General features: G+C 76.8%; 22 protein-coding genes. 7 read left to right on the forward strand and 15 right to left on the reverse strand.

What is annotated here, in order from left to right; translation table 11 throughout:
- Positions 1 to 18 precede the first annotated feature (18 nt).
- Entirely contained in the window at positions 19 to 564 is a 546-nt protein-coding gene (locus WJX68_RS14160) for a dihydrofolate reductase family protein (RefSeq protein ID WP_340290840.1), read from the forward strand.
- On the opposite strand, the gene WJX68_RS14165 is transcribed toward WJX68_RS14160, so the two are convergent.
- Positions 565 to 1,194 carry a TetR/AcrR family transcriptional regulator gene (locus WJX68_RS14165; protein ID WP_340290842.1) on the reverse strand — a complete coding sequence of 210 codons (630 nt, stop codon included), beginning with the start codon at positions 1,192 to 1,194 and terminating at the stop codon, positions 565 to 567. It abuts the gene before it with no gap.
- Between the two features lie 120 nt (positions 1,195 to 1,314).
- On the opposite strand from WJX68_RS14165, the gene WJX68_RS14170 reads away from it, so the two are divergent.
- Complete coding sequence (locus tag WJX68_RS14170; RefSeq protein WP_340290844.1) at positions 1,315 to 2,802, forward strand: carboxypeptidase regulatory-like domain-containing protein; 1,488 nt, start codon at positions 1,315 to 1,317, stop codon at positions 2,800 to 2,802.
- Positions 2,803 to 2,805: 3 nt separating this feature from the next.
- On the opposite strand, the gene ppgK is transcribed toward WJX68_RS14170, so the two are convergent.
- Positions 2,806 to 3,552: a polyphosphate--glucose phosphotransferase gene (gene ppgK, locus WJX68_RS14175; RefSeq protein WP_340290846.1), complete on the reverse strand. Its 747-nt coding sequence runs from the start codon at positions 3,550 to 3,552 to the stop codon at positions 2,806 to 2,808.
- Positions 3,553 to 3,566: 14 nt separating this feature from the next.
- A complete protein-coding gene (gene pgm / locus WJX68_RS14180; RefSeq protein WP_340290848.1) occupies positions 3,567 to 5,210 on the reverse strand; it encodes a phosphoglucomutase (alpha-D-glucose-1,6-bisphosphate-dependent) in 1,644 nt (547 codons plus the stop codon).
- 42 nt (positions 5,211 to 5,252) lie between these two features.
- On the opposite strand from pgm, the gene WJX68_RS14185 reads away from it, so the two are divergent.
- Positions 5,253 to 6,137 (forward strand): TroA family protein, encoded by an 885-nt coding sequence (locus WJX68_RS14185; protein ID WP_340290850.1) that lies wholly within the window; start codon positions 5,253 to 5,255, stop codon positions 6,135 to 6,137.
- Positions 6,138 to 6,144: 7 nt separating this feature from the next.
- On the opposite strand, the gene WJX68_RS14190 is transcribed toward WJX68_RS14185, so the two are convergent.
- The gene (locus WJX68_RS14190) at positions 6,145 to 7,230 is read right to left on the reverse strand and encodes an AbrB family transcriptional regulator (protein WP_340290852.1); all 1,086 of its coding nucleotides are present in this window, start codon (positions 7,228 to 7,230) and stop codon (positions 6,145 to 6,147) included.
- Between the two features lie 135 nt (positions 7,231 to 7,365).
- On the opposite strand from WJX68_RS14190, the gene WJX68_RS14195 reads away from it, so the two are divergent.
- The gene (locus WJX68_RS14195) at positions 7,366 to 9,015 is read left to right on the forward strand and encodes a class I adenylate-forming enzyme family protein (RefSeq protein ID WP_340290854.1); all 1,650 of its coding nucleotides are present in this window, start codon (positions 7,366 to 7,368) and stop codon (positions 9,013 to 9,015) included.
- Positions 9,016 to 9,019: 4 nt separating this feature from the next.
- Here WJX68_RS14195 and WJX68_RS14200 read toward each other — a convergent pair whose 3' ends face one another.
- The 4 genes from WJX68_RS14200 to WJX68_RS14215 all read right to left on the reverse strand — a co-directional run bounded on the left by WJX68_RS14200 (position 9,020) and on the right by WJX68_RS14215 (position 11,985).
- A complete protein-coding gene (locus WJX68_RS14200; protein WP_340290856.1) occupies positions 9,020 to 9,775 on the reverse strand; it encodes an LLM class flavin-dependent oxidoreductase in 756 nt (251 codons plus the stop codon).
- A gap of 44 nt (positions 9,776 to 9,819) precedes the next feature.
- Entirely contained in the window at positions 9,820 to 10,308 is a 489-nt protein-coding gene (locus tag WJX68_RS14205; protein WP_340290858.1) for a nitroreductase/quinone reductase family protein, read from the reverse strand.
- 100 nt (positions 10,309 to 10,408) lie between these two features.
- On the reverse strand, positions 10,409 to 11,449 hold the full coding sequence (locus tag WJX68_RS14210) for a hypothetical protein (protein ID WP_340290860.1): 1,041 nt from the start codon (positions 11,447 to 11,449) through the stop codon (positions 10,409 to 10,411).
- 2 nt (positions 11,450 to 11,451) lie between these two features.
- A complete protein-coding gene (locus WJX68_RS14215; protein WP_340290862.1) occupies positions 11,452 to 11,985 on the reverse strand; it encodes a YbhB/YbcL family Raf kinase inhibitor-like protein in 534 nt (177 codons plus the stop codon).
- A gap of 101 nt (positions 11,986 to 12,086) precedes the next feature.
- Here WJX68_RS14215 and WJX68_RS14220 point away from each other — a divergent pair, with 101 nt between their 5' ends.
- Together WJX68_RS14220 and WJX68_RS14225 are read left to right on the forward strand one after the other, a co-directional pair.
- Positions 12,087 to 13,673 (forward strand): Na+/H+ antiporter, encoded by a 1,587-nt coding sequence (locus WJX68_RS14220; RefSeq protein WP_340291008.1) that lies wholly within the window; start codon positions 12,087 to 12,089, stop codon positions 13,671 to 13,673.
- A gap of 38 nt (positions 13,674 to 13,711) precedes the next feature.
- Positions 13,712 to 14,824 (forward strand): cytochrome P450 family protein, encoded by a 1,113-nt coding sequence (locus WJX68_RS14225; protein WP_340290864.1) that lies wholly within the window; start codon positions 13,712 to 13,714, stop codon positions 14,822 to 14,824.
- Here WJX68_RS14225 and WJX68_RS14230 read toward each other — a convergent pair.
- From WJX68_RS14230 to WJX68_RS14240, 3 genes are all read right to left on the reverse strand, one after another.
- Positions 14,817 to 15,578: an SDR family NAD(P)-dependent oxidoreductase gene (locus WJX68_RS14230; RefSeq protein ID WP_340290866.1), complete on the reverse strand. Its 762-nt coding sequence runs from the start codon at positions 15,576 to 15,578 to the stop codon at positions 14,817 to 14,819. The two genes, WJX68_RS14225 and WJX68_RS14230, sit on opposite strands and share 8 nt — an antisense overlap.
- Before the next feature lie 9 nt (positions 15,579 to 15,587).
- Positions 15,588 to 16,568: an iron-siderophore ABC transporter substrate-binding protein gene (locus WJX68_RS14235; RefSeq protein WP_340290868.1), complete on the reverse strand. Its 981-nt coding sequence runs from the start codon at positions 16,566 to 16,568 to the stop codon at positions 15,588 to 15,590.
- 126 nt (positions 16,569 to 16,694) lie between these two features.
- The gene (locus tag WJX68_RS14240) at positions 16,695 to 17,453 is read right to left on the reverse strand and encodes a class I SAM-dependent DNA methyltransferase (RefSeq protein WP_340290870.1); all 759 of its coding nucleotides are present in this window, start codon (positions 17,451 to 17,453) and stop codon (positions 16,695 to 16,697) included.
- Positions 17,454 to 17,608: 155 nt separating this feature from the next.
- On the opposite strand from WJX68_RS14240, the gene fabG reads away from it, so the two are divergent.
- On the forward strand, positions 17,609 to 18,367 hold the full coding sequence (gene fabG, locus WJX68_RS14245; RefSeq protein WP_340290872.1) for a 3-oxoacyl-ACP reductase FabG: 759 nt from the start codon (positions 17,609 to 17,611) through the stop codon (positions 18,365 to 18,367).
- A gap of 70 nt (positions 18,368 to 18,437) precedes the next feature.
- On the opposite strand, the gene WJX68_RS14250 is transcribed toward fabG, so the two are convergent.
- The 4 genes from WJX68_RS14250 to cydB all read right to left on the reverse strand — a co-directional run bounded on the left by WJX68_RS14250 (position 18,438) and on the right by cydB (position 24,613).
- The gene (locus tag WJX68_RS14250) at positions 18,438 to 19,901 is read right to left on the reverse strand and encodes a GH39 family glycosyl hydrolase (protein WP_340290874.1); all 1,464 of its coding nucleotides are present in this window, start codon (positions 19,899 to 19,901) and stop codon (positions 18,438 to 18,440) included.
- A gap of 193 nt (positions 19,902 to 20,094) precedes the next feature.
- A complete protein-coding gene (gene cydC, locus WJX68_RS14255; RefSeq protein WP_340290876.1) occupies positions 20,095 to 21,795 on the reverse strand; it encodes a thiol reductant ABC exporter subunit CydC in 1,701 nt (566 codons plus the stop codon).
- On the reverse strand, positions 21,792 to 23,543 hold the full coding sequence (cydD, locus tag WJX68_RS14260) for a thiol reductant ABC exporter subunit CydD (RefSeq protein WP_340290878.1): 1,752 nt from the start codon (positions 23,541 to 23,543) through the stop codon (positions 21,792 to 21,794). The genes cydC and cydD overlap by 4 nt, the downstream gene beginning before the upstream one ends.
- Positions 23,544 to 23,548: 5 nt before the next feature.
- Positions 23,549 to 24,613: a cytochrome d ubiquinol oxidase subunit II gene (gene cydB / locus WJX68_RS14265; RefSeq protein ID WP_340290880.1), complete on the reverse strand. Its 1,065-nt coding sequence runs from the start codon at positions 24,611 to 24,613 to the stop codon at positions 23,549 to 23,551.
- Between the last annotated feature and the right edge of the window lie 5 nt (positions 24,614 to 24,618).

Below are 24,618 nucleotides of genomic sequence, written 5' to 3' on the forward strand. Positions count from 1 at the left end.
CGACCCCGGGAGACCACAGTGGGCACCATCGACGTGCACGAGTTCATCAGCCTCGACGGCGTCGTCTCCGATCCCTCATGGACCGCGGACTACGGCTTCACCGACGAGATGGGCGAGGCGATCGGGCGGCTCACCGACGCCGCGATCCTGCTCGGCCGGGTCACCTACGAGATGTTCCACCCGGCCTGGTCGGCCCGCGGGCACGACGTCGAGTCCGGGGGAGCGTTCTTCAACGGCGCGCCCAAGCACGTCGTGACCTCGACCCTGCGCGACCCGCTGGAGTGGGAGAACGCGACGGTGCTCGGGCCCTACGACCCGGCGCGCATCCAGCGGCTCAAGGACGACACCGACGGCGGGATCTACGTCTCCGGCAGCGTCACCCTGGTCCGGGCCCTGCTCGACGACGGCCTGGTCGACACGCTGAACCTGTTCGTCTACCCGGTCTCGCTCGGCGCGGGGCTGCGGCTGTTCGCCGAGGGGCACCGGGTGCCGCTGCGGCTGCGCGAGTCCGAGGCCTACGGCAACGGCGTGGTCCGGCTGAGCTACGGCCCGCCGATCACCTGATCACCCGCGTGCGGGCAGCGCGGCGAAGGCGTCACGGGCGGTCGCGAGGACCTCGTCGTGCACCCGGCGGGCGTCGCGGCCGTGCGGGTCGCCCAGCCAGGCGCTGACCGTCACCTGCAGCACCGCCATCGCCCCGGCCGCCGCGACGAGGTGGGTGACCCCGGGGACGGGCGCCCCGTCGCGCTCGGCCAGCGCGCGGGCGACGGTCTGCTCCACGGTGCGCCCGACGTGCGCGATGCGGGCCGAGAGCTCGGGGTGGGTGCGCAGCAGCTCCAGCTGGCCGTGCCAGATCGGGCTGGTGGTGAGGGCCTCGGCGACCTCGCCGAGCACCGCGGTCGCGGCCGCGAGCGGCGCGGTCTCCGGGCGGTCGCGGACCTCGGCGGCCAGCTCCTCCAGGGAGCCGGCGTCCCAGTCGAAGAGCACGGCGTCCTTGGACGGGAAGTGGTTGAAGAACGTCCGCGGTGCGACGTCGACGTCGGCGCAGATCTCCTCGACGGTGAACGCGTCCGGGCCCTGGGCGCGGGCGCGCTCGAGCGCCGCGGCCCGCAGCGCCTGGCGGGTCCGCATCTTCTTGCGCGCGCGCAGCCCGTGGCAGCGCGCCTCCTGGTCGGTCAGGACCTCGCCGATCATCACTCCACCTCTCCGCTCCCGGGTCCGTCGCTGCGCGTCGTGCAGTCGTGCAGTCCCTGCAGCCACCGCGTACGGTAGTGAGCACTACCAACTATTGCACGACGCAAGACAGGAGGGCTCGTGGCGCAGGACGCGGACACGGCCGAGGGCACCCGGACACGCACGGCGAAGGACCTCGCGCTCGCGCTGTGGTTCCCGGCGTTCTTCGTCCTCGGGTTCATGCTGTTCTACCTGCTGCCCTTCCACGCCCCGGCCCCGCACGGGATCCCGGTGGCGGTCGTCGGCGAGCAGGCCGCGGCCACGGTGGGCGCCGAGCTGGGCCGGGTCTCGCCCGGCGGGTTCGAGGTCACACCCATCGGCGGCGCCGGTGCCGTGCGCGACGCGATCTTCCACCGCGACGTCGTCGCGGGCTACGACCCCGCCGGGCACACGCTCTACATCGCCCGCGCCGACGGCCTGCAGCTCGTGCAGATCCTGCAGGGCATCTTCTCGCCGCTGTCCACCGGCTCGGGTGCCCCGCTGCAGGTCGTGGACCTCGCGCCGACCGCGCCCGGCGACGGGTTCGGCACCTCGCTGTTCTACATCGCGATGGCCTGCAACATCTCGGGCTACATCGCGGTCATGATGATGATGCAGGCCACGGCGCTGTCGCGGCGCACCAAGCTCACCGCGATCGCCGGGTTCGGCCTGTTCGCGACGCTCGTGTGCTGGGCGATCGGGACCTCGATCCAGGCGATCCCGTTCCACCCGGCGGTGCTGGTCGTCGGGTTCCTGCTGTCGCAGGCCGTGGCGTGGACGACGTTCGGGCTGGCCCCCTTCGTGCGCCGGGCGCTGCCCGGGGTCGCGATGGGCCTGTTCGTGCTGATGTCGATCCCGTCCTCCGGCGGTGCCATCCCGAAGGAGATGGTGCCGGCGTTCTTCCAGGTCCTGCACCACGTGATGCCGCTGGGGCAGGCCATCGACGCCGCCCGCGGGATCCTGTACTTCGACTCCACCGCGATCGCCGGACCGATCCTCGGGCTGCTGGCCTGGTGGGCGTTCGGGGCGCTGCTCGTCGCCCTCGGCGCGTGGCGCGACCGCCGCGCCGCCGGGGAGGGCACCGAGGACACCGACGGAACGGACGACGGAGCCGACGGAGCCGACGGCCGGGCCGACGGTGCGCTCGACGCCGCGCGCGAGCACCGCATCGCCGAGGCCGTCGCCGACGAGGCGTCCGTCGGCGGCGCCCACCTGGACTCCCTCGCCGACGCCCGACTGCTCGCCCACCCGGTGCCGACCCTGATCGGCCGGGTCGTCGACGGCGGGGGCGCACCCGTGCCGCGGGCCCGGGTCACCGTCGTCGACCACGCCGGACGGCAGGTCGACGTCGCCGCGGGCTCGGAGGACGGCCGGTTCGCCGTCCGCGGCCGCGACGACGCCTGGATCACCGTGCTGGTGTCCGCCCCCGGGCACGGGCCGGTGTCGCAGCGGCTGCGCGTGCGCGGAGCGGTGTCGCACCGCAGCTTCGTCCTCGGCTCACCGGCCGGGGACGGCGGGGGACCGGCACCGGCGCCGCCGGCCGAGCGGGTCACGGCGGGGGCGGCGGGCGCCGGGACGCCCACCGCCTGAGCCTCACCGGTGCGCGAGCAGCGCCGCGCCGATGATGCCCGCCTCGTTCAGCAGCCCCGCCGGGACCATCCGGGTGCGGGTGTGCACGTGGGGGGACCACTTCTCGAACTTCTTGCTGACCCCGCCGCCGACCACGATCAGGTCGGGCCACAGCAGGTTCTCGACGTGGGTGAAGTAGCGGGTCAGGCGCTCGCCCCACTGCTCCCAGTCCAGGTCGTCGCGCTCGCGGGCCGAGTCCGCGGCGCGCGACTCGGCGTCGAACCCGTCGATCTCCAGGTGCCCGAACTCGGTGTTGGGGACCAGGTGCCCGTGGTTGATCAGCGCCGAGCCGATGCCGGTGCCCAGGGTGACGACGAGGACGACGCCGTCGCCCACGCCCGCCGCGCCGAACTCGGCCTCGGCGACCCCGGCGGCGTCGGCGTCGTTGACCACCAGCGCGTCGCGGCCGGTGACCCGGCGCAGGACGGCCGCGGCGTCGCAGTCGATCCAGCGCTCGTCCACGTTGGCCGCGGTGCGGGTGACCCCGTGCTGGACGACGGCCGGGAACGTGCAGCCGAACGGCCCGTTCCAGTCGAACTCGTCGAGGATCTCCTTGACGGTCCCGGCGACCGCCTCCGGCGTCGAGGGCTGCGGGGTCGGGATCCGGACCCGCTCCGCGGCCAGCCGGCCCTTGTGCAGGTCGACGGGGGCGCCCTTGATGCCGGAGCCGCCGATGTCGATGCCGAGTCCGAGGTGATGGTGCGTGCTCACGGTCGGCGATCCTCTCAGGAGCCCAGCGCGGCGGCGACGACGTCCCGCGCCTCGGACTGGATGCGGGCCAGGTGCTCGTCGCCGCGGAAGCTCTCGGCGTAGACCTTGTAGACGTCCTCGGTGCCCGACGGGCGGGCGGCGAACCAGCCGCCGTCGGTGACGACCTTGAGCCCGCCGATCGGGGCGTCGTTGCCGGGGGCGCGGGTGAGGCGGGCGGTGATCGGGTCGCCGGCCAGCTCGGTGGCGGTGACCGCACCGGCGTCCAGCCGGGCCAGCGCCGCCTTGTCCTCGCGGGAGCAGGCGACGTCGGTGCGGGCGTAGGACGGGGCGCCGAAGCGCCCGGTGAGCCGGGTGTAGTGCTCGCTGGGGGTGGCCCCGGTGACCGCGGTGATCTCCGAGGCGAGCAGGGCGAGCAGGAGGCCGTCCTTGTCGGTGCTCCACGGCGACCCGTCGCGGCGCAGGAACGACGCGCCGGCGCTCTCCTCGCCGCCGAAGCCGATCGCGCCCGAGCGCAGGCCGGGAACGAACCACTTGAAGCCGACGGGCACCTCGACCAGGGTGCGGCCGAGGTCGGCGGCCACCCGGTCGATCATCGAGGAGCTGACCGCGGTCTTGCCCACCCCCGCCGCGGCCGGCCAGCCGGGCCGGTGCGCGAACAGGTAGCCGATCGCGACCGCCAGGTAGTGGTTGGGGTTCATCAGCCCGCCGTCGGCGGTGACGATGCCGTGCCGGTCGGCGTCGGCGTCGTTGCCGGTCGCGATGACGAACGGCGGCGGCTCGGCGCTCATCCGGTCCCGCAGCGACGCCATCGCGTACGGCGAGCTGCAGTCCATCCGGATCTTCCCGTCCCAGTCCAGGGTCATGAACCCGAACGCGGGGTCGACGGCCGGGTTCACCACGGTGAGGTCCAGGCCCCAGCGCTGCGCGATCTCGCCCCAGTAGTCCACCGAGGCGCCGCCCAGCGGGTCGGCGCCGATCACGACGCCGGCGTCGCGGATCGCGGCCATGTCCAGCACCTGGTCGAGCTGGCCGACGTAGGTCCCGAGGTAGTCGTAGCGGTGCGCGGCGGCGGCGTCGAACGCGGTGCGCCGCACCCCGGCGAGCCCGGCCTCCAGCAGCTCGTTCGCGCGGTTCGCGATCCAGGTGGTGGCCTCGGTGCCGGCCGGGCCGCCGTCGGGCGGGTTGTACTTGAACCCGCCGTCGGCCGGCGGGTTGTGCGACGGCGTGACGACCACGCCGTCGGCCGGGTGCGGGCCGCCGCCGGCGTTCGCGCCCAGGACGGCGTGCGAGATCGCCGGGGTGGGGGTGAGCCCGTCGCGGGAGTCGACGACGACGTCCACCCCGTTGGCGGTGAACACCTCGGCCGCGGTCAGCCAGGCCGGCTCGGACAGCGCGTGGCTGTCGCGGCCCAGGAACAGCGGCCCGTCGGTGCCCTGCGCGGCGCGGTACTCGACGATCGCCTGGCTGGTGGCGGCGATGTGGTCGTCGTTGAAGGTCGCGGTGAACGCCGACCCGCGGTGCCCGGACGTGCCGAACGCGACCCGCTGGACGTCGACCGCGGGGTCCGGGTGGGTGCCCGCGTACGCGGCCAGCAGGGCGTCGACGTCGACGAGGTCCTCGGGGCGGGCCGGGGTGCCGGCGCGGTCGTGCACGGTCATGGGCGACATCCTTCTACACGGGGGGCGCCTACGCTCTCGTCCGTGCGGATCGCGTCGTTGCTCCCGGCCGGGACCGAGATCGCCGGGCGGCTCGGCCTGGCCGGTGACCTGGTCGGGGTGACCTTCGAGTGCGACGACCCGCCGGGGATCCGGCAGCGGGTGCCGGTGCTCGTCGGCACCGCGCTGCCACCCGGCGGGGACCCCGCCGCGATCGACGCGGCGGTCCGCGAGCGCGCCGCGGCCGGGCTGGGGCTCTACGAGGTGGACCGGGCCGCGCTGGCCGCGGCGGACCCGGAGCTGATCCTCACCCAGGACCTCTGCGCGGTGTGCGCGCTGCCCGGGTCGACCGTCGCGCAGGTGCAGGCCGAGCTGGGCACCCGGGCCCGGGTGCTGTCGCTGGACCCGCGCCGCCTCGGTGACGTGCTCACCGCGGTCACCGACGTCGGTGCCGCCGCCGGGGCCGCGGACCGGGCCGCGGCGCTCGTGGACGGGCTGCGGGCCCGGCTCGCCGCGGTCGCCGCCGCCGTCGCGGGCCGCCCGGCGCCGCGGGTGCTGGTGCTGGAGTGGACCGACCCGCCGTTCCTGCCCGGGCACTGGGTGCCCGACCTGGTCACCGCCGCGGGCGGGGTGCCGGTGGCCGCGGCGCCCGGCGGGCGCAGCACCGTCGCGGGCCCGGACGACCTCGTGGGCTGCGACGCCGTGCTCGTCGCCCCGTGCGGGTTCGGCCTGGCCGACGCCGTCGCCCAGGCCGGGGCGGTGCTCGACCGGCTCCCGCCCGGCGTCGCGGTGCACGCGATCGACTCGGCGTCCTACGTGGTGCGGGCCGGGCCCCGGCTGGTCGACGGCGTGGAGGCGATCGCGTCGCTGCTGCACCCCGGTGCGGTGCCGGCCCCGCCCCCGGGGCGGGTCGCGACCGTGCGCGGGTGAGGGCGGCTCAGGGGCGCGCGCCCGCGCCGGCGTGGCGGCCCACGAGGCGGGCGACCCACGGCGCGACCAGCAGCATCAGGACCACCCGCAGCACCTGCACCGCGACCACCGAGGTGACGTCGACGCCGGAGGAGATCGCGGTCGCGAGCACCGCGTAGATCCCGCCGGGGGTGGTCGCGAGGTAGCCCTCCAGCAGGGTCATCCCGGTCAGCTCCGACAGCAGCAGCCCGAGCCCCGCGCACACCGCGACGACGGCGAGGATCAGCGCGGTCGCCAGCGGCAGCACCCGGGCGACGGTGGCCAGCGCGGCCCGGGTGAACCGCAGGCCGGCCTGCCAGCCGATCACGGCGTAGGCGACGTCGACGAGCGGCACCGGCACGGCGGCGCCGGCGGAGACCCCGGCCAGGCTCAGCACCAGCGCGACGACCATCGGGCCGAGCAGCGACCCGGCGGGCACCCGGGCGAGACGGCCCAGCGGGACACCGACCACGACGCACACCGCGGTCACCGCGAGCCCCACCCACCACGGCGCGGGGGCCGCGGTGCCCGTCGCGGCGACGGCGGGGGCGCCGGGCTGCGCGCCGTAGACGAGCGCCGCCACCACCGGCATGGTCGCGGTGACCAGCCCGACCCGCAGGTACTGGATGACGGCGACGGTGCGCTCGTCGCCGCCCAGCTCGCGGGTGATCGCGACCAGGCCGGAGGCGCCGCCCGCGGTCTGGGCGAGCATCCCGGTCAGCGGCGTCACCCCGCGCTGCAGCCCCATGAGCAGGCCCGAGGCCATGCTGACCAGCAGCGTGCCGAGGCTGATGAGCAGGACCGGGAGCCACTCCCCGGCCACGGCGGCCAGGGTCTCCGGGCGGGCGAGCAGCCCGATGACCACGCCGATCACGGCCTGCGCCCCGGACGTCGCGGGCCGGGCGACGCGCGCGGGCCCGAGCCCGGACAGCGCCAGCACGGTGGCGACGGCGAGCCCGGCGAACAGCGCGGGCGAGGGGACGTCGAGGACGGCGAGCCCGGCCGTCGCCGCGGCGGTCAGCGCGGCGAGCAGCGGCCAGCGCCACCACGTGGCGGGGGAGGGGCGGGCGGTCACCGACGGATCACCCCCCGAGGGTAAATGGGACAGGCGTACTGCGGCGCGCCGGGACCGGCCGTGGTCGTTGCGGCGAGCGAACGACTTCCGCCGGAGGGGTCCGTCGGGGTAGGACGGACCCGAGGAGGTGCGCCGATGGCGGAGCACACCGGCGTGACCGGGCCGGGCGGGGAGTTCGAGCTGGTCACCGAGCACGTGCGCGGGGTCCCGATGCGGGTCTACCGGCGCGGCCCGCACACGCTGCGCGAGCTGTGGGAGGCCACCGCGGCCTGGCCGGAGCGCACGTTCACCGTCTACGAGGGCGAACGGCTGACCTACGGCGCGCACCGCGGGCTCGTCGCGGACCTGGCCCGCACGCTGACCGGCCGGTTCGGGCTGCGCCCCGGCGACCGCGTCGCGATCGCGATGCGCAACGTGCCGGAGTGGCCGGTGACCTTCTTCGCCGCGCAGGCCGCCGGGCTGGTCGCGGTGCCGCTCAACGCCTGGTGGAGCGCCCCGGAGCTGGCCTGGGCGGTCGCGGACTCCGGGGCCCGGGTGGTCGTCGCGGACCCGCAGCGCTGCGACGCGCTCGCCGGGACCGACGTGCCCGTCGTGCGGGTGCGCGGCACGGGGCCCGCGGCCGGGCCGGTGACCGAGTGGGACGAGCTCGGGCTGCGCGCCGACGGCCCGGGCGGGCTGGACGGGCTGCCCGCTCCCGGCCCGGACGACGACGCGACCATCCTCTACACCTCCGGCACCACCGGGCGTCCGAAGGGCGCGGTGGGGACGCACCGCAACCACGTCACCAACCTGCTCAACGTCGCGCTGACCGCGCGGCTCGCGGCGGCCCCGCCGGACGCCGCCGCGGACGCCGCCCCGCAGCCCGGGCAGCAGGGGACGCTGCTCATGTACCCGATGTTCCACATCGCCGGGATCAACGGCCTGGTGGGGGCGGTGTTCGGCGGCGGGAAGCTCGCGACGCTGTACCGGTGGGACCCGGCCACCGCACGCGAGCTCGTGCGCAGCGAGCGGCTGACCCGCTCCAACGGCGTCCCGTCGACGACGGCCGAGCTCCTCGACGGCGCCGACCCGGCCGACCTGGCGTCGCTGCGCACCCTCGGGATGGGCGGGGCGCCGGTGCCCCCCGAGCTCGTCACCCGGATCGGGCGCGAGCTCGGCGCCGGCGCCGCGAACGGCTACGGGCTGACCGAGACGACGTCGGCGATCTGCGCGAACACCGGCGCGGAGTACCGGGCGCACCCGGACTCGGTGGGCCGCCCGGCGCCGGGCGCCGAGCTGCGCGTCGTCGGGCCGGACGGGGCCGACGCCGGCGAGGGCGAGGTCGGGGAGCTGTGGTTCCGCGGGCCCAACGTCGTGCGCGGCTACTGGAACCGGCCCGAGGCCGACGCCGAGGCCTTCGTCGACGGCTGGTTCCGCACCGGCGACCTCGGGCACGTCACCGGCGGGCTGGTGTACGTGGTGGACCGGCTCAAGGACGTGGTCCTGCGCGGCGGGGAGAACATCTACTCCGCCCAGGTCGAGGCCGCGATCCACGAGGTCGACGGGGTGCTGGAGGTCGCGGTGCTGGGTGTGCCGCACGCGCGGCTGGGGGAGGAGGTCGCGGCCCTGGTCCGGGTCCGCCCCGGCGCGGCGCGCGACGAGGACGCGGTGCGCGCCGCCGTCGCCGGGCGGGTGGGGCGGTTCGCGGTGCCGGCCCACGTGCGCTGGACCGACGAGCCGCTGCCCCGCACCGCGACCGGCAAGATCCGCAAGCGCGAGCTGCGGGCGGGCCTGGCCGCGCCGTGACCGCTCAGCCGCCCGCCGCCGCCAGCCAGGGGCGCGGGTCGGGCGCGGCGGCGGGCGGGACGAGGACGACGGTGTCGAGGCCGGCGTCGGCGTGCGCGCGCACGGTGGCCGGCAGGGCGGCCGGGTCGTCGGGGACGGCGACGTAGCCGATCCGCCGGAAGCCCGGCGCCGCCGCGCCCGGCCCGCAGTCCGCCAGCGCGGCGCGGGTCTGCGCGGGGGTGAGCCCGGAGTCGAGCAGCACGCCGTCGGCGAGGTCGCCGGCCAGGCGCAGCGTGCGCGGCCCGCGGGCCCCGACGAGCACCGGCGGCACGGTGCGCGGCGGGTGGTCGAGCCGCACCCGGTCGAGGTGGACGTAGCGCCCGGAGGTGCTGACCCGCTCCCCGGCGAGCAGCGCGCGCACCGCGGCCGTGTACTCGGCGAGCAGCGTCATCGGCGAGGCGACCCGGTTCCCGACCTGGCCCATCCACTCCAGCACGCCGTGCCCGAGCACCGGCAGGAACCGGCCCGGCACGATCCTGGCCAGCGTCGCGATCTCCATCGCGACGGCGGCCGGGTTGCGCAGCGGCGCCGGGTACAGCCCGACCCCGACCTGCAGCGTCTCGGTGCGGGCGAGCGCGACCGCGGCGGCCGCCGTCCCGCCGTGCAGGAAGCAGTCCTCCCACAGCCACAGCTGGGCGACGCCCGCGTCCTGCGCGGCGCGGGCGATCGCGGGCAGCTCCTCGGGCGGCAGTTCGGGGCGGGCGACGACGCCGATCTCCATGCCCGCACCGTGTCACGGCCACCGCCGCGCGGCAGCCGGTGGGCTCAGGCCGGGTCGACGGCGGGGTCGACGGCCGGGTCGATGCGGAAGACCGGGCAGACGCCCGTCAGCTCGCCGAGCGCGGCCGGGGTCGGCTCGGCGACGACACCGTTCTCCACCATGATCCCGACGCCGTCCGGGGTCACCTCGGGCCACGCCTCCAGCACCGGCCGGGCCTGCTCCGGACCCAGCTCGACGAGCACCACGGCCTCGGGCTCGGCGTCGTGGCCGGTGCTGAGCGTCGCGTGCCCGCCGGTGGCGCGGACGTTCGCGATCCAGTCCGCGGCCGGGAACCCGCCGACGACGAAGCGCTGCCCGCCGGTCGCGTACACGGTCAGCGGGGTGTGGCGCGGGGTGCCGCTGCGGCGGCCCGGGACGGTGAGGACGGGCAGGTCGAACGGCAGCTCGCCCCGCTCGCGCTGGGCGAGGAAGCCGTCGTTCATCTCCTTGATGTGGTGCGGGGCGCGGATGAGGCGGCGCGGGTCGTCGGTCACGGGGCTCCTCGGGACGGGTGCGGGGCGCGCCAGGATGCCACGTCCGGGCCTCGAGGCGGCGGCCGTCGGGACCCCGCGTCCGCAGGGCCGGCGGGGCGGGTCAGTCGGTCCGCAGGTCCGCCAGGGCCTGTTCGGCCCGGGCCAGCGCGGCCTCGGCGCGCTCGGCGTGCCGCTCCGCCGCGCGCAGGGCCTTGCCGGCGCCGGCGCGGGCGGTGTCGGCGGCGCCGGCCGCGGCGCGGGCGCGCTCCAGCTCGGCGGCCAGCTCCTCGACGGCGCGGTGCGCGTCGTCGCGGCGGGCGGCGGCGTCCTCGGCGCGGTCGTGGGCGTCGTCGCGCTCACGGGCGGCGTCGTGGGCGGCGAGCCGGGCGCCCTGCACGACGTCCTCGGCCTCGGCGACGGCGCGCCGGAGCCGCTCCCGCTCGCGCTCCTGCTCGGCGCGGCGCCGCGCCTGCGCCCGCTCGGCGGCGCGTTCCGCCTCGGCGCGACGCCGGCTCTCCCGCCGCCGCCCGGCGAGCTCGCCCGCCTCGTCGGCGGCGTCGGTGTCGGTGTCGGCGCCTGCGGACCCGTCCCCGTCGGTGGAGCCGCGCCCGGTGCCGGCGGCCACGGACGCGTCGCCGGGGTCCCGGCGACCGGGGTCGGGGGCCCGGCCGGAGCCCGCGTCCCCGCCGAGCGGGCCGAAGCCGCTGTGCCGTTCGAAGCGCTCCAGGCGCCCCGAGCGCACCCGCCCGGCGAGCTCCGGGTCGGCCAGCGCGGACTCCAGGACCGTGCGCACCTCGCGTTCCAGCCCGGAGTCCACCCGGCCCCCGGCCGCGCGGCCCAGCCCCGCGGCCCGCCGGGCCAGCGCCCCGACCAGCCGGTTGCGCTGAGCGGACACCTGGCGCAGGGCCGGGCCGTCCAGGCTGCGCTGGGCCTCGGCCAGCACCGGGGCCAGCGCGAGCAGGCCCTCGACCTCGTCGCGGGCGTCGTGCACCAGCAGGTTCGCCAGCCACGCCGCCCGGGTGGGACGGCGGGCCGCGGCCAGCGCGCGGGCCGCGTCGCGGTCGCCGGCCGCCCGGGCCCGTGCGACGGCCTCGTCGCGGGCCGCGACGAACTCCTCGGGCGGGACCCGGTGCAGCCTGTCCAGCTCCGCGGCGGTGTCCACGGTCAGCTCAGGTTCGCGTACGTCCCCACCAGGACGGCGCGCCCCAGCGTGTGCCCGAACAGCGCGAACGCCAGGAACGTCGGTGTCGCCGTCGCCGGGACGCCCAGGTCGTCGGTGTCGACGGCGTGCACGGCGAAGAAGTAGCGGTGCGGCCCGTGACCGGGCGGCGGCGCGGCCCCGACGTAGCGCGCCAGGCTCGCGTCGTTGGGCAGCTGCACCGCGCCGCCGGGCAGCCCGGAGCCGGTCTCGTCGCCGGCACCGGCGGGCAGCGAGGTCACCGACGCCGGGATACCCGCCACCGCCCAGTGCCAGAACCCGGCGACGGTCGGCGCGTCCGGGTCGTAGCAGGTCACGGCGTAGGACCGGGTGCCGTCGGGGGCGCCGGACCAGGACAGCTGCGGGGAGACGTCCTCGCCGCCCGCGCCGAGGATGCCGGAGCGCTGCGGCACGGCGAGCGTCCCGCCCTCGGACAGGTCGTCGCTGGTGAGGGTGAACGACGGCACCGGGGGCAGCTCGTCGTAGGGGTTGCGGGGCACGGGGGACCTCCTCGCGTCGGGACGGACGGCTCGGCGTGATCCTGGCACGGCGCGTCGGATGCCGTGCGGACGCCGACGGGGCAGGGTGTCGAGCCGTGGAGATGCTGGTGGTGCTCGTCGGGCTGATGGTGGCCGCGGTCGTCCTGGTCGGGGTGGGGGACCGGCTCCGGCTGCCGTGGCCCGCGCTGATGGTCGTGCTCGGTGTGGTCGTCGCGCTGCTGCCGGGCCTGCCGGACACCTTCGCCCTGGACCCCGGGCTGATCCTTCCGCTGTTCCTGCCGCCGCTGCTGTTCGCGACCGCCCAGCGGACGTCGTGGGCGCTGTTCCGGGCGCGCTGGCGCACCATCGCGCTGCTCGCCGTCGCCCTGGTGCTGGTCACCGTGACGGCCGTCGCCGGCACCGTCTGGCTGCTCGTGCCCGGGCTGACGCTCACCGCGGCGGTCGCGCTGGGCGCGATGGTCGCCCCGCCCGACCCGGTGGCGGTGGAGGCCGTCGCCGGGCAGGTGCCGATCCCGCGCCGGGTCGTCGCGGTGCTGCAGAGCGAGGGGCTGTTCAACGACGCCACCGCGCTGGTCGTGTTCCAGGCCGCGGTGCTCGCCACCGTCTCCGGCGACGAGCTCAGCCCGCTCGGCCTGGGCCTGCGGTTCCTGCTCGGCGCGGCGGGCGCCGTGCTGATCGGGCTGGCCGCGGCCTGGCTGGCCCGCAGCGTGCTCGGCCGGGTCACCGACGCGACCGGGCGCAGCGCGCTCACCCTCGTCCTGCCCTTCGCCACCTACCTCGCCGCCGACGAGCTCGGCGCCTCCGGGGTCATCGCGGTGGTGGTGCTGGCCCTGCAGCTGCGGGCCGGCGCCGACGCCGACGAGGCCGCCGAGCGGCTCACCCAGTCCTCCCTGTGGAACGTGGTCGAGCTCCTGGTCACCGGGCTCGCGTTCGGGCTGATCGGGCTCGACGTCCGCCAGGTCGTGCTCGCCGCGGGCGACGACCTGCCCGCGATGCTGGCCCACGCCGCCGTGGTCTGCGGGGTCGTCGTCGCGGTGCGGGCGCTGTGGATGACGGCGGCCTGGCGGATGCTGCGCCGCGCGCCCGACCCCGTCGCCACCGGCGCCGCCCCGCTGTCGGGCCGCGAGGCGCTGCTGCTGTCCTGGTGCGGCATGCGGGGGCTCGCCACGCTGGCCCTCGCGCTGTCGCTGCCGGTCACGACCGGGTCGGGCGCGCCCTTCCCGGCCCGCGACGAGCTGGTGCTGATCGCCGTGTCGGTGCTGTTCGTGACGCTGCTCGTACCCGGGTTCACGCTGCCCGCCCTGGTCCGCGCCCTCGACGTCGACGACGAGGCCGACGCCGAGGAGCGCGCCGAACGCGAGATCGTGCTGCGGGCCCGCCGCGCCGCCGTCGCCACCCTGGAGTTCGAACGCCACGTGCGCGAGCTGCCCGACGAGGTCGGCACCGCGATGCGCGAGCGCGTCGAGCGGCTCGAACGCGTGCTGTCGGGGGAGACGCCGTCGGAGGAGGAGCGCTCCCGCCTCGCCGCGGTGAAGAAGGTCCGGGGCCAGGTCGCCGCCGCGCAGGCCTCCGCGCTCGCCGCGGCCCGCACCGAGGTGCTGGCCGCGCGCCGCGAGCCGGGGGTGGACCCGCACGCCGTGGACCGGGTGCTGCGCCGCCTCGACCTGCGCACGGTCCTGCTCGACTGAGGACCGCGGCGGTCCGCATCCGCTGCGAGGCTGGTGCGGTGCCCGAGGAGACGAGCTGCCCGTTCACCGCCCGCCGACGCCGGCTCTCCGAGCCCGATCCCGGCGCGGTGCGCGGCGGACCGGTGGTGCGCACCGCGCTGCCCGGCGGGGCGGCGGTGTGGGTCGTCACCGACGAGATCCTGGCCCGCCACGTCCTGACCGCCCCGGTGTTCGCCAAGGACCCGGCGCTCGCCCCGCCCGGGGTCACCGACCTGGAGCCGACGGCCGCCGAACGGGTCTCGCTCACGACCGCCGACGGCCCCGGGCACGCCCGCCTGCGGCGCGCGCACGCCCCGCTGCTCTCGGCCCGGGCCGTCGCCCGGCACGCCGGCCGGGTCCGCGCCGCCGCCCGCGACCTGCTGGACGCGCTCGGCCCGGGGGAGGTCGACCTGGCCGCGGGCTTCACCACGCGCTACCCGCTGGCCGTGGTCCTCGACGTCGTCGGCGCCCCGCCCGGGCTGCTCGACGAGGCCGTCGCCGCGTGCCGGGACATGTGGGGCCCGGACCCGGCGACGGCCGGGGCGGCCTACGGGCGGCTGCAGGACATCGGCACCGCGGCCGTCACCGCGGGCACCCCGGACGGCGTCGCGGCCGGGCTGCGCGCGGCGCTGCCCGGACCGGCCGACGCCGGGATCGGCTACCTGGTGTTCGGTCTGGTGTTCGCGGGCCAGCTCACCACCGACGCCGCGCTCGGGTTCGTGATCGCCCGCGGCCTGTCCGACGGCCTGGCCGGGCGCACCGCCGACGAGCTCGACGCGCTGGTCGCCGAGGTTCTGCGGGTGCACCCGCCCGCCCCGTTCACGCTCTGGCGCTTCGCCCGCGAGCCGGTGGTGCTCGGCGGGCAGCGGCTCCCGGCCGGGGCGCCGGTGCTGGTGGACGTCCGCGGCATCGACGCCGCGGGCACCGACGGCCACGCGCTGACCTTCGGTCACGGCCCGCACTTCTGCACCGGCGCGCACCTGGCCCGCCTGGAGCTGCGCACGGTGCTGGAGGTGCTGCGCGACGACTTCCCGGCCGCCCGCCCGGTGACCGCGCCGGGCGACCTCGTCGAGGTGCACCCGGGCGGTCCCGGGGGCGGGCGGGTGGCGTCGCTGCCGGTGGTGCTCAGGTGATGGTGATGCCGCCGTCGACGGCCCAGGTCTGGCCGGTCACGTAGCCGCCGGCCGCCGAGGCGAGGAACAGCACCGCCGCGGTCAGCTCCTCCGGGTCGCCCTTGCGGCCCATCGGGATGCGCCCGGCCATCTTCTCCAGGTAGCCCTCGGGGTACTGGTCGGTCATCTCCGAGGCGAAGAACCCCGGCGCGACCGCGTTGACCCGGATCCCGCGGCGCCCGGTCCACTGCTGGGCCAGGTCGCGGGTCAGCCCGACGATCGCGGCCTTGGACGCCGAGTAGGCCGCCTGCGGCAGCGACGCCGTCGTCAGCCCGAGGATCGAGGAGATGTTGACGATGCTCGACCCGGACTCCATGTGGGCCGCGCAGGCCTGCGCCATCCAGTAGGACCCGTGCAGGTTGACGTCCACGACCTGCGTGAACTGCTCGGGGGTCTCCTTCAGGGCGGGCACCGCGGTGCCGATGCCGGCGTTGTTGACCAGCACGTCGAGCCGGCCGAACTCGTCGACGGCGGCCTGCGCCAGCGCCGTGCAGTCCGCGGGCTTCGCGACGTCGGTCTCCACCGCGACCGCCCGCCGCCCGGCCGCCTCCACCAGCGCCACCGTGTCGGCCAGCTTCTCGGCCCGTCGCGCGCCCAGCACGAGGTCCGCGCCGGCCTCGGCGAGACCCTGTGCGAAGGCCACGCCCAGGCCCGACGAGGCACCGGTGACGACGGCGACCCTGCCGTCCAGTCGGAATCGCTCCATCACGCTCACGGCGCGACCCTAACCCGCGAGCCGCTCGGTCAGGGCGGGCACGAGCCGCTGCAGGGCGTAGGGCACCGACAGCACGCTGTTGTAGGTCATCGCGCCGCGGGTGTCCGCGTCCGGCACGATCATGTCGCCGCGCGCGACGACCGGCACCCCGCGCAGCACCGGGTCGGTGTCGACCTGGGTGCGGGCGGGCCCCTCGTCGGCCAGCACCACCAGCACGTCGCCGTCGAGCAGCCCGGCCTGCTCGGCGGAGACCTCGACGTAGAAGCTGCTGCCGTCGTCGAGCGCGGCGATCCGCGGCGGCAGGGTCAGCCCGAGCCCGTCGAGGAACCGGCCCCGGGCGTCGGCCGGGGTGAAGGCGCCGTACTTCCCGTCGAAGGGCAGCACCGCGGCGCCCACCGCGCCGCGCAGCTGCGGGTGCGCGGCGGTCGCGTCGGTGAACGCGGCGTCGGCGCGGCGCACCAGCTCCTCACCGCGCTCGCGCTCGCCGAGCGCGGCCGCGACGACGCGCGTCTGGTCCGCGCGCGGGACGCCGTAGGCGATCGTGCCCGCCGGCCGTGCGACGACCGGGGCGATCGCGGAGAGCCGGTCGTAGGCGGCCCGGTCGATGCCCGCGGACACCGCGACGATCAGGTCGGGCGACAGCGCCGCGATCCGCTCCAGGTTCGGCTCGGTCTCGGTCAGGACCTGCGGCGGCGCGCCGGTCACGAGCTCGCGCGCCCACGGGCCGAGCCCGTTCGTGCGGTGGTAGAAGCCGTAGGACGCGGTCGCCACCGGTGTCACGCCCAGGGCCAGCACCGGGTCGACGTCGGTCACGCCGAGGGTGACCACCCGCGCCGGGCGGTCCGGGACCTCGGTGGTCCCGAAGACGTGGTCGATGCGGACGGGGAAGGCGCCGTCCGCCCCGGCCGGCGCGGCGGCCGGCCCGGGGTCGGAGGCGCAGGCGGTGAGCAGGCCGGTCAGGGCCGCCACGGCGAGCAGGCGTCGGATCACCCCCGGACGATAGCTCAGCCTTACCTAAGCCTGGAGGTCCGGTTCGTACGGATCGGGCGGTTCGGGCCGGTGGTGCGACGCGGGGGCCCGCGCCGGCGTGGTGCCGGCACGGGCGCCGGGGGGTCGCTAGCCGCGCGGGCGCCGCTTGCGGGCCACGACGGCCCGGTACAGCAGCGGGTCGCGGCTGGTGGCGAGCCGGTGCCGGTAGACCGTCGCGCCCAGCTCCTCGAGCTCGCCGGAGTCCAGCATCGAGGAGATCAGCCCGGCGAAGCCGGAGGTGTCGCCGTCGGTCAGGAAGTCGTCGCGCAGGGTGATGGCGACGAAGCCGTCGACCGCGACCATGTCGAACGCGGCCCGGAACGCCGCGGGCGGGATGTCGCCGAAGCCGAGCGCGGCCACGCAGGTCAGGACGTCGACACCGCCGCCGGCGACGGCCTCGCGGCGCTCGTCGTCCAGGGCGGTGAGGTCGACGACGTGGTAGTCGTCGTACACGCCGGGCCGGTCGCGCTCGGCCGCGGCACGGGCCTCGGGGATGATGTCGATGCCGACGACCTTGCCGATGCCGCGGGACCGCATCTCCTGCGCGACGATGCCGTTGCCGGCGCCGACGTCGAGCGCCCGCACCCCGGCCGGGTCGACCCCCTCGGCACGCAGCTGCTCGACCAGCGCGTCGCAGACCACGGGCGGGGACTGGCACTGCAGGATGTCGTAGAACAGCTTCTCGTAGAGCCCGGGGATCTCGTAGAGCGCGGCGTAGTCGTGGAAGCGGTACTCGGTCCAGCCCTGTCCGAGGTCCAGGACGCAGTACTCGGCGTCCTGCTCGAACGAGGTGGTCGGCTCCGGCAGGGCCAGCCGGTAGGTCGGTTCGGAACGCTCGACGGCCATGAATCGCCTTCCTGGTCGGGAACGGACACCCCGACGCTAGTGCACCCGTGGCCCCCGACCGGGGGTGAGCGACGTCGCACGGATGCGGTGACGCACCCGCGCCACGCCGGTGACACGATCGGACGCAGGATCACTGCCGATCAGCGAGGAGAACCATGACCCAGCAGCAGAGGACCGCGATCGTCACCGGCGGCGCCCGCGGTATCGGTGCCGCGACCGCGCTGCGGCTCGCGGCCGACGGCCACAAGGTCGCGGTCCTGGACCTGGAGGAGTCGGCGGCCAAGGCCACCGTCGAGGCCATCGAGAGCGCCGGGGGCACCGCCGCCGCGTTCGGCGCGAACGTCGCCGACGAGCAGGCCGTCGCCGCCGCCGTGGACGCGGTCACCGAGCGCCTCGGTGCGCCGACGGTGCTGGTCAACAACGCCGGCATCACCAAGGACAACCTGCTGTTCAAGATGTCGGTCGACGACTGGGACGGCGTGATGGGCGTGCACCTGCGCGGCTCGTTCCTCATGACGCGCGCGGTGCAGAAGCACATGGTCGACGCGCAGTGGGGCCGCGTGGTCAACCTGTCCTCGACCTCGGCGCTGGGCAACCGGGGCCAGGCGAACTACTCCGCGGCCAAGGCCGGCCTGCAGGGCTTCACCAAGACCCTGGCCATCGAGCTGGGCAAGTTCGGCGTCACCGCGAACTGCATCGCGCCCGGGTTCATCGCCTCGGAGATGACCAAGGCGACCGCGGAGCGGATCGGCGTGGACTGGGAGGAGTTCAAGGCGGCGCGGGCCAAGGAGATCCCGGTGCAGCGCCCCGGCGCGCCCGAGGACATCGCCCAGACGGTGTCGTTCTTCGTCGACGAGCGTTCCTCGTTCGTCAACGGCCAGATCATCTACGTCGCGGGCGGCCCGAAGGCCTGACCCGCCACCGACGCGAACGGGCCGGCACCGCGCTGCGGTGCCGGCCCGTCGTCGTCGGGGACCGTCGGGGTCAGGACGTGCTGGTCATCGGGACGACCGCCCAGCCGGGGACGTCCTCCTGGCCGGAGACCGGGACCGGGTCGGCGGAGAAGTTCACGAGCAGCACCGAGCCGTCGGCCGCGCGGAACCCGCCCAGCGACGAGCCGTCGGTGGCCCGGCCCAGCTCGACCGTGCCCTCGCGCAGCTTGGGCACCAGCCAGCGCCAGGCGTCGGTCAGCGGCGTCGGCTGGCCGCCGTTCTCCTCGGTCGCGGGGGTCCACAGCGAGGAGTACGCGAGCGAGTCGCTGCCCTCCGGACCCCACAGCAGCGAGCCCTGGGTGCCCGAGCGGGCCATCGCCTGCAGCGCCGCGATCGTCGACACCGCGCTGGCGGGGGTGGCGTAGCCGGCCTGGGCGTCGGCCGGGACGTTGGCGTAGAACTCCGCCCACCAGATCGGCAGCTGCGTGCGCTCCTGGATCCAGCGGTCGATCACCGAGAACTTCTCGGCGCCGACGTCGACCGGGGAGATCGCGTCCTGCTGGCCGCGGTTGGTGGTGGAGCCGTCGACGACGATGAAGTCCGCGCCGACGTTGTTCTTCAGCCAGTAGTCCAGGACGTCGAGCGGGCGCTGGTCGAGCGCGCCCCAGGCGCCGCGGATGTCCGAGGCGTCACCGGAGTCGACCGGGACGCTGCTCATGACCACGTACGGGCCGCCGACCTGCACGTCGGGGCGGACCGACTTCACCGCGCGGTACACCTCGTTGTACATCGTGGTGTAGCCCTCGTAGTCCCAGCGGTTCTCGGCCTCGTTGTAGAAGCCCTTCATCTCGTTCCACACCAGCACGCGGTCGACCTGCGGGTAGCGCTGCACGGCCTCGCGGGCGAGGTTGGCGAAGTCGGTGAAGTGCTCGGGCAGCGGCGCCTTCTCCAGCCGGTCCCAGCGGGTGGCGCCGCTGTCGCGCGGTGCGCCCTTCATCCAGTCCGGGGAGCAGCACAGCGTCAGCATCGCCTTGCCGCCGGTCTCCTGGGTCAGCTGCATCCGCCGGTCCAGCGAGCCCCACTCGTACTCACCGGGCCTCGGCTCGGGGTTGAGCGTGCCGAAGCCCATGAGGTGGTGGTTCTGGTACTCCTGGCCGAGGCTGGACAGGATGTCGACGCCGCGCTGGCGGGCCTGGGCCGGCTCGGTGTCGTCCAGGCTGTTCTGGGTGTGGGTGACGCCGATCTCCATCGGGCCGGGCTGCTTGTCCCACCTCCAGCCCGAGAGGTCCACCGCGCGGGCGGAGGCCTCCAGCGCCGAGGACGGCGCGGTGCCACCGGCGGTGTCCCCGGTGCCGCCCGAGGTGCAGGAGGCCAGGGCCAGCACCCCCGCCAGCAGCAGGGCGACGGCCGGGGCCCGGCGCAGGCCGGAGGGCCGGCGGCGGGGGACGGTCCGGGACGCGCCCGGCCGCGGTGTCGGCCGGGACGTCGTCGGGGAGGGACGGCGTGACGCTCGCACGGGGTGGTGACCTCGGTTTCTGACACGGTCGCGGCGTCCGGGCGGTGCCCGGCGCGCGCGGTTTCGTACTGACTCCTGCGGGCCGTCGCGACACGGTGTCCCCGACGGCCGGGCCCCAGGGTGTCAGCGGACTCCTGTGACCCACCTGAGAGCGGGCCCGGCCGCCCGGGTGACCCCGGGCCGCGGATCGCGTTCAGGCGTTCGGAGCAGGGTAGGGCTGCGGTTCACCCGTGCTGCGCGCAGCCCCGTCACGCCGGTGGACCTGCTTGTCGCGCAGGGTGTACACCCGATCGGCGCGCGGCAGGACCGCCGGGTCGTGGGTGATGATCAACACGCCCCGGCCGTCCGCGGCGGCGAGCAGGTCGTCGAGGACCGCGTCGCGGGTGCCGGGGTCGAGGTGGGCGGTCGGCTCGTCCAGGACGAGCACCGCCGGGTCGACGAGCAGGGCCCGGGCCAGCGCGAGGCGCCGGCGCATCCCGCCCGAGAGCCGGGCGCCGTGCGCGCCGACCTCGTCGTCGAGTCCCAGCGCGCCGAGTCCCACCCGCCCCAGCACGGCGGTCAGGGCGTCGTCGCCGGCGGCCGGATCGGCCAGGCGCAGGTTCTCCCGCACGGTCGAGTCGAACACGTGCGGGTCGGCGGGGACCCCGGACACGGCGCCGCGGACCTCGCCGGGCGGGCGGGTGGTCAGCGCCCGGCCGTCGAGGGTGACCGTCCCGGCCAGCGGGTCCAGGAAACGGAACAGCACCGCGGCCAGCGTCGACTTCCCCGAGCCGCTGGCCCCGACGAGCGCCACGACCTCGCCGCGCCCGACGTCGAGGTCGACGTCGCGCAGCACGACCGGGCCCGGGCCGCCCGCACCCGGCCAGGCCGCGGTCAGGCCGCGCACCCGCAGGTCCCCGCGCCGCGGCAGCGGCTCCGGGCCCGGCTCGCGCGGGGCGACGGCGGGACCGGCGTGCAGCACGGGGAGCAGGCGCGCCAGGCCCGTCCGCACGGCGGTGAGCCGGGCCGCCGCCGCCGGCAGCGGCGCGACGATCTCGAACGCGGCCAGCGTGGTCAGCACCAGCACGGCGAGCGGCACCGCGCCCAGCGTCCCGGCGTCGACGGCGGCCACGCCGAGCAGCAGCGCCCCGGCCAGGGTCAGGCCCGCGACCAGGGCACCGGCCCCGGCGCCGAGCCCGAGCACGACGGCGTCGCGGCGCGCGGTGCGGGTGAGCTCGGCGTCGGCGGCGGCGACCGCGGCCACCGCCCGCCCGGTCGCGCCGTGGGCCCGCAGGTCCGCCGCCCCGTCGAGCAGGTCCACCAGCCCGGTCGCGAGCCGGTCGCGGGCGGCGCCGGCGCGGGCGGCGGGCCCGCGCGAGAGCGCCGCGGCGGCCGCGGGGACCGCGACCCCGGCGAGCAGCAGCCCGGCCGCGAGCAGCGCCCCGCCGGGCAGGTACAGCGCCGCGGCCAGCAGCACCGCACCGGACCCGGCGACCGCCGCGGCGACCACCGGCAGCACCTCGCGCACGACGAGGTCCTGCACCGAGTCGGTGTCCCCGACCAGCCGCGCGACGAGCTCGCCGGAGCGGAAGCGGCGGACCGGCTCGGTGGCCGCGAGGCGGGCGTACACGCGCCCGCGCATGTCCGACAGCGCCCGCAGCGCGGCGTCGTGGCCGACCAGGCGCTCCAGGTAGCGGGCCACCCCGCGCCCGACGCCCAGGGCGCGGGTCAGCACGACCGCGACCGACAGCGCCGTCACCGACGGGTGCTGGGCGGCCGTGGCGAGCAGCCACGCGGCCAGCGCGAGCAGCCCGGCACCGCAGGCGGTGGCGAGCGCACCCAGCAGCGCGCCACCCACGACGCCGCGCAGCCGCGGCCGCAGGACCGCACCGGCCACCGCCCACGGCCCGGTCACGACGGGCCCCCGAGGGTCACCGTGCGGTGGGTGTGCTCGGCCCACCCCGCGTCGTGCGCGACGACCAGGGCGGTGCGCCCGCGCAGCAGGTCCGCGGCGGCCTCGCGCACCGCGCCGGCCGAGTCCGGGTCGAGGTGGGCGGTCGGCTCGTCGAGCAGCACCAGCGGGGCGTCGCGCAGGAACGCGCGGGCCAGCGCGACCCGCTGCCGCTCGCCGGAGGACAGCTGCGCGCCGCCCTCCCCGAGCACGGTGTCCCAGCCGTGCGGCAGCCGCGCGACGACGGCGTCCAGGCCGGACCGGCGGGCGGCCGCGGCCAGCGCGGCGCCGGACGCGCCGGGGTCGGCGAGGCGCACGTTGCCCGCGACGGTGTCGGCGAACAGGTGCGGGTGCTGCGGCACCCAGGCCACCCCGCGCCGCCAGGCGTCGAGGTCGAGACCGGCGAGATCGGCGAGGTCGGTGCCGTCGCCGGTGGGGCCGCACACCGTGACCCGGCCGCCGGTCGGGGCGACGGTGCCGAGCAGCACCCCGAGCAGCGTGGACTTCCCGGCGCCCGACGGGCCGCGCAGCAGCACCGACTCGCCGGGCTCCAGGCGCAGCGACAGCCCGGACAGTGCGTCGGTCGTCGCGCCGGGGTGGCGCACCGTCAGCCCGGAGACGACCAGCCCGCGTCCCGCCGGGGCGGGCGGCGGCACGGCGCCGGTGCCGCCGGGGGCGCCGGTGGCGGGGCGGTCGAGCTCGTCGAACACCTGCCGGGCGGCTGCGACACCCTCCATGCTGGCGTGGAACCGGGCGCCCACCTCGCGCAGCGGCAGGTACGCCTCCGGGGCGAGGACCAGCACGAACAGCGCGGTGGCGTAGTCGAGGTCGCCGTAGAGCAGGCGCAGCCCCACCTCGACGGCCACCAGCGCGACCGCCAGTGTCGCGAGCAGCTCCAGCACGAACGCCGACAGGAACGCCACCCGCAGCGTGCCCATCGTGGCGTGGCGGTGCTCGTCGGTGGTCTCGCGGACCTTGCCCGCCACGACCTGCGCGCGCCGGAACAGCGCCAGCGTCGGCAGGCCCTGCACGACGTCGAGGAAGTGCCCGCCCAGGCGCGAGAGCAGCCGCCAGTCCCGGTCGGTGCGGGCCCGGGTGTGCATCCCGACCAGGGCCATGAACAGCGGGATGAGCGGCAGCGTCACCCCGATCACGACCGCGGAGACCCAGTCGGCGCCGCCCACGACGACCAGCACCGCGACCGGGACCAGCACGGCCAGGACGAGCTGAGGCAGGTAGCGGGCGAAGTAGTCGTCGAGCGCGTCGAGCCCGCGGGTGGCCAGCGTGACGACCTCGCCCGTCGAGCGGGCCGGGTCGGCGCCGGTGACGGCGAGGCGGCGCACCAGCTGCATGCGCAGCTGCGACTTCGCCCGTGCGGCGCTGCGCAGCGCCGCGGCCTCCGCGCCGTAGGACAGCAGCGCCCGGGCCACCGCGACGACGGCGAGGGCCCCGACGAGCCCGGCCAGGGTGCCGAGCCCCGCGCCCGGGCCGGTGACGGCGCCGTCGAGGGCGAACGACGGCGTCGCCCCCGCCACCACCCGCGACACCAGCCACGCCTGGGCCAGGATCAGGCCGGTCGCGGCGACCCCGCACACCGCGGCGACCACCAGGTGGCGGCGCACCGCGCTCGCGGTCCGCAGCAGCCGCGGGTCGACCGGCGGCCCGGACGCGGCGGGCGGGGCGTGGACGGCGGGGGGCGCGGGGGAGGCCACGGTGCTCACCGTGGCGCCGTGACGGCGCCGGCGCCAGGGCCGTCGGTCCCGGCGGGCGCGACCCGCGCGCCGCCCAGGCGGCGCCGGAACACCCAGTAGCTCCACGCCTGGTAGGCCAGCACCAGCGGCAGGAACACCGCGGCCACCCAGCTCATGACCGTCAGCGTGTACGGCGCCGAGGCCGCGTTCGCCACGGTCAGGGTGTGGGCCGGGTCGGTGGTCGAGACGAGCAGCTGCGGGTACAGCTGCCCGAACACGACCACCGACAGCGCCCCGACGGCCGTGGCGGTGGCGGTGAAGGCCCACCCCTCCCGGCCGAGCAGCAGGGCGGCACCGGCCGCGACGAGCGCCAGCCCCGACGTCCAGGCCACACCGGTGGTCCAGGACGGATCGCGCAGGGCCAGCGTCGCGGTCAGGAACGCCACGGTCAGCCCCAGCACCGGGACGACCGCGCGCAGCGCGAACCGGCGGGCCCGGTACCGCACCGGGCCGTCGGTCTTGAGCGCGAGGAACACCGCGCCGTGCAGCAGGAACAGCGCCGTGGTGACGGCGCCGCCGAGCAGGGCGTAGCCGTGGAACAGGTCCGGGACCGACGCCGTCACCACGGTGTTGCGGCCGGGACCGGGCGCGCTCGTGGTGGTCGGCAGCCCGCGCACCAGGTTGGCGAGCACCAGGCCCCACACGAACGCCGGCGCCAGCGAGCCGACCGCGATCGCGGCGTCCCAGCGGGCCCGCCAGGTGCGGTCGTCGCGCTTGTGCCGGTACTCCAGCCCGACGCCGCGCACGATGAGACCGAACAGGACCAGCAGCACGGGCAGGTAGAACCCGGAGAACATGGCGCCGTACCAGGCCGGGAAGGCGGCGAACATGGCCCCGACGGCGGCGATCAGCCACACCTCGTTGCCGTCCCAGACCGGGCCGATCGCGCCGAGGGCGACCTCCCGGTCGTCCTCGCTGTCGCGGCCGAGCACGCGCAGCAGCATCCCGACGCCGAAGTCGAAGCCCTCCAGGACCAGGTAGCCGGTCCAGAGCACGGCCACGGCCAGGAACCAGATCGTGGGCAGGTCCATCGTCG

Source organism: Pseudonocardia spirodelae, from assembly GCF_037727765.1.
Classification (GTDB): domain Bacteria; phylum Actinomycetota; class Actinomycetes; order Mycobacteriales; family Pseudonocardiaceae; genus Pseudonocardia; species Pseudonocardia spirodelae.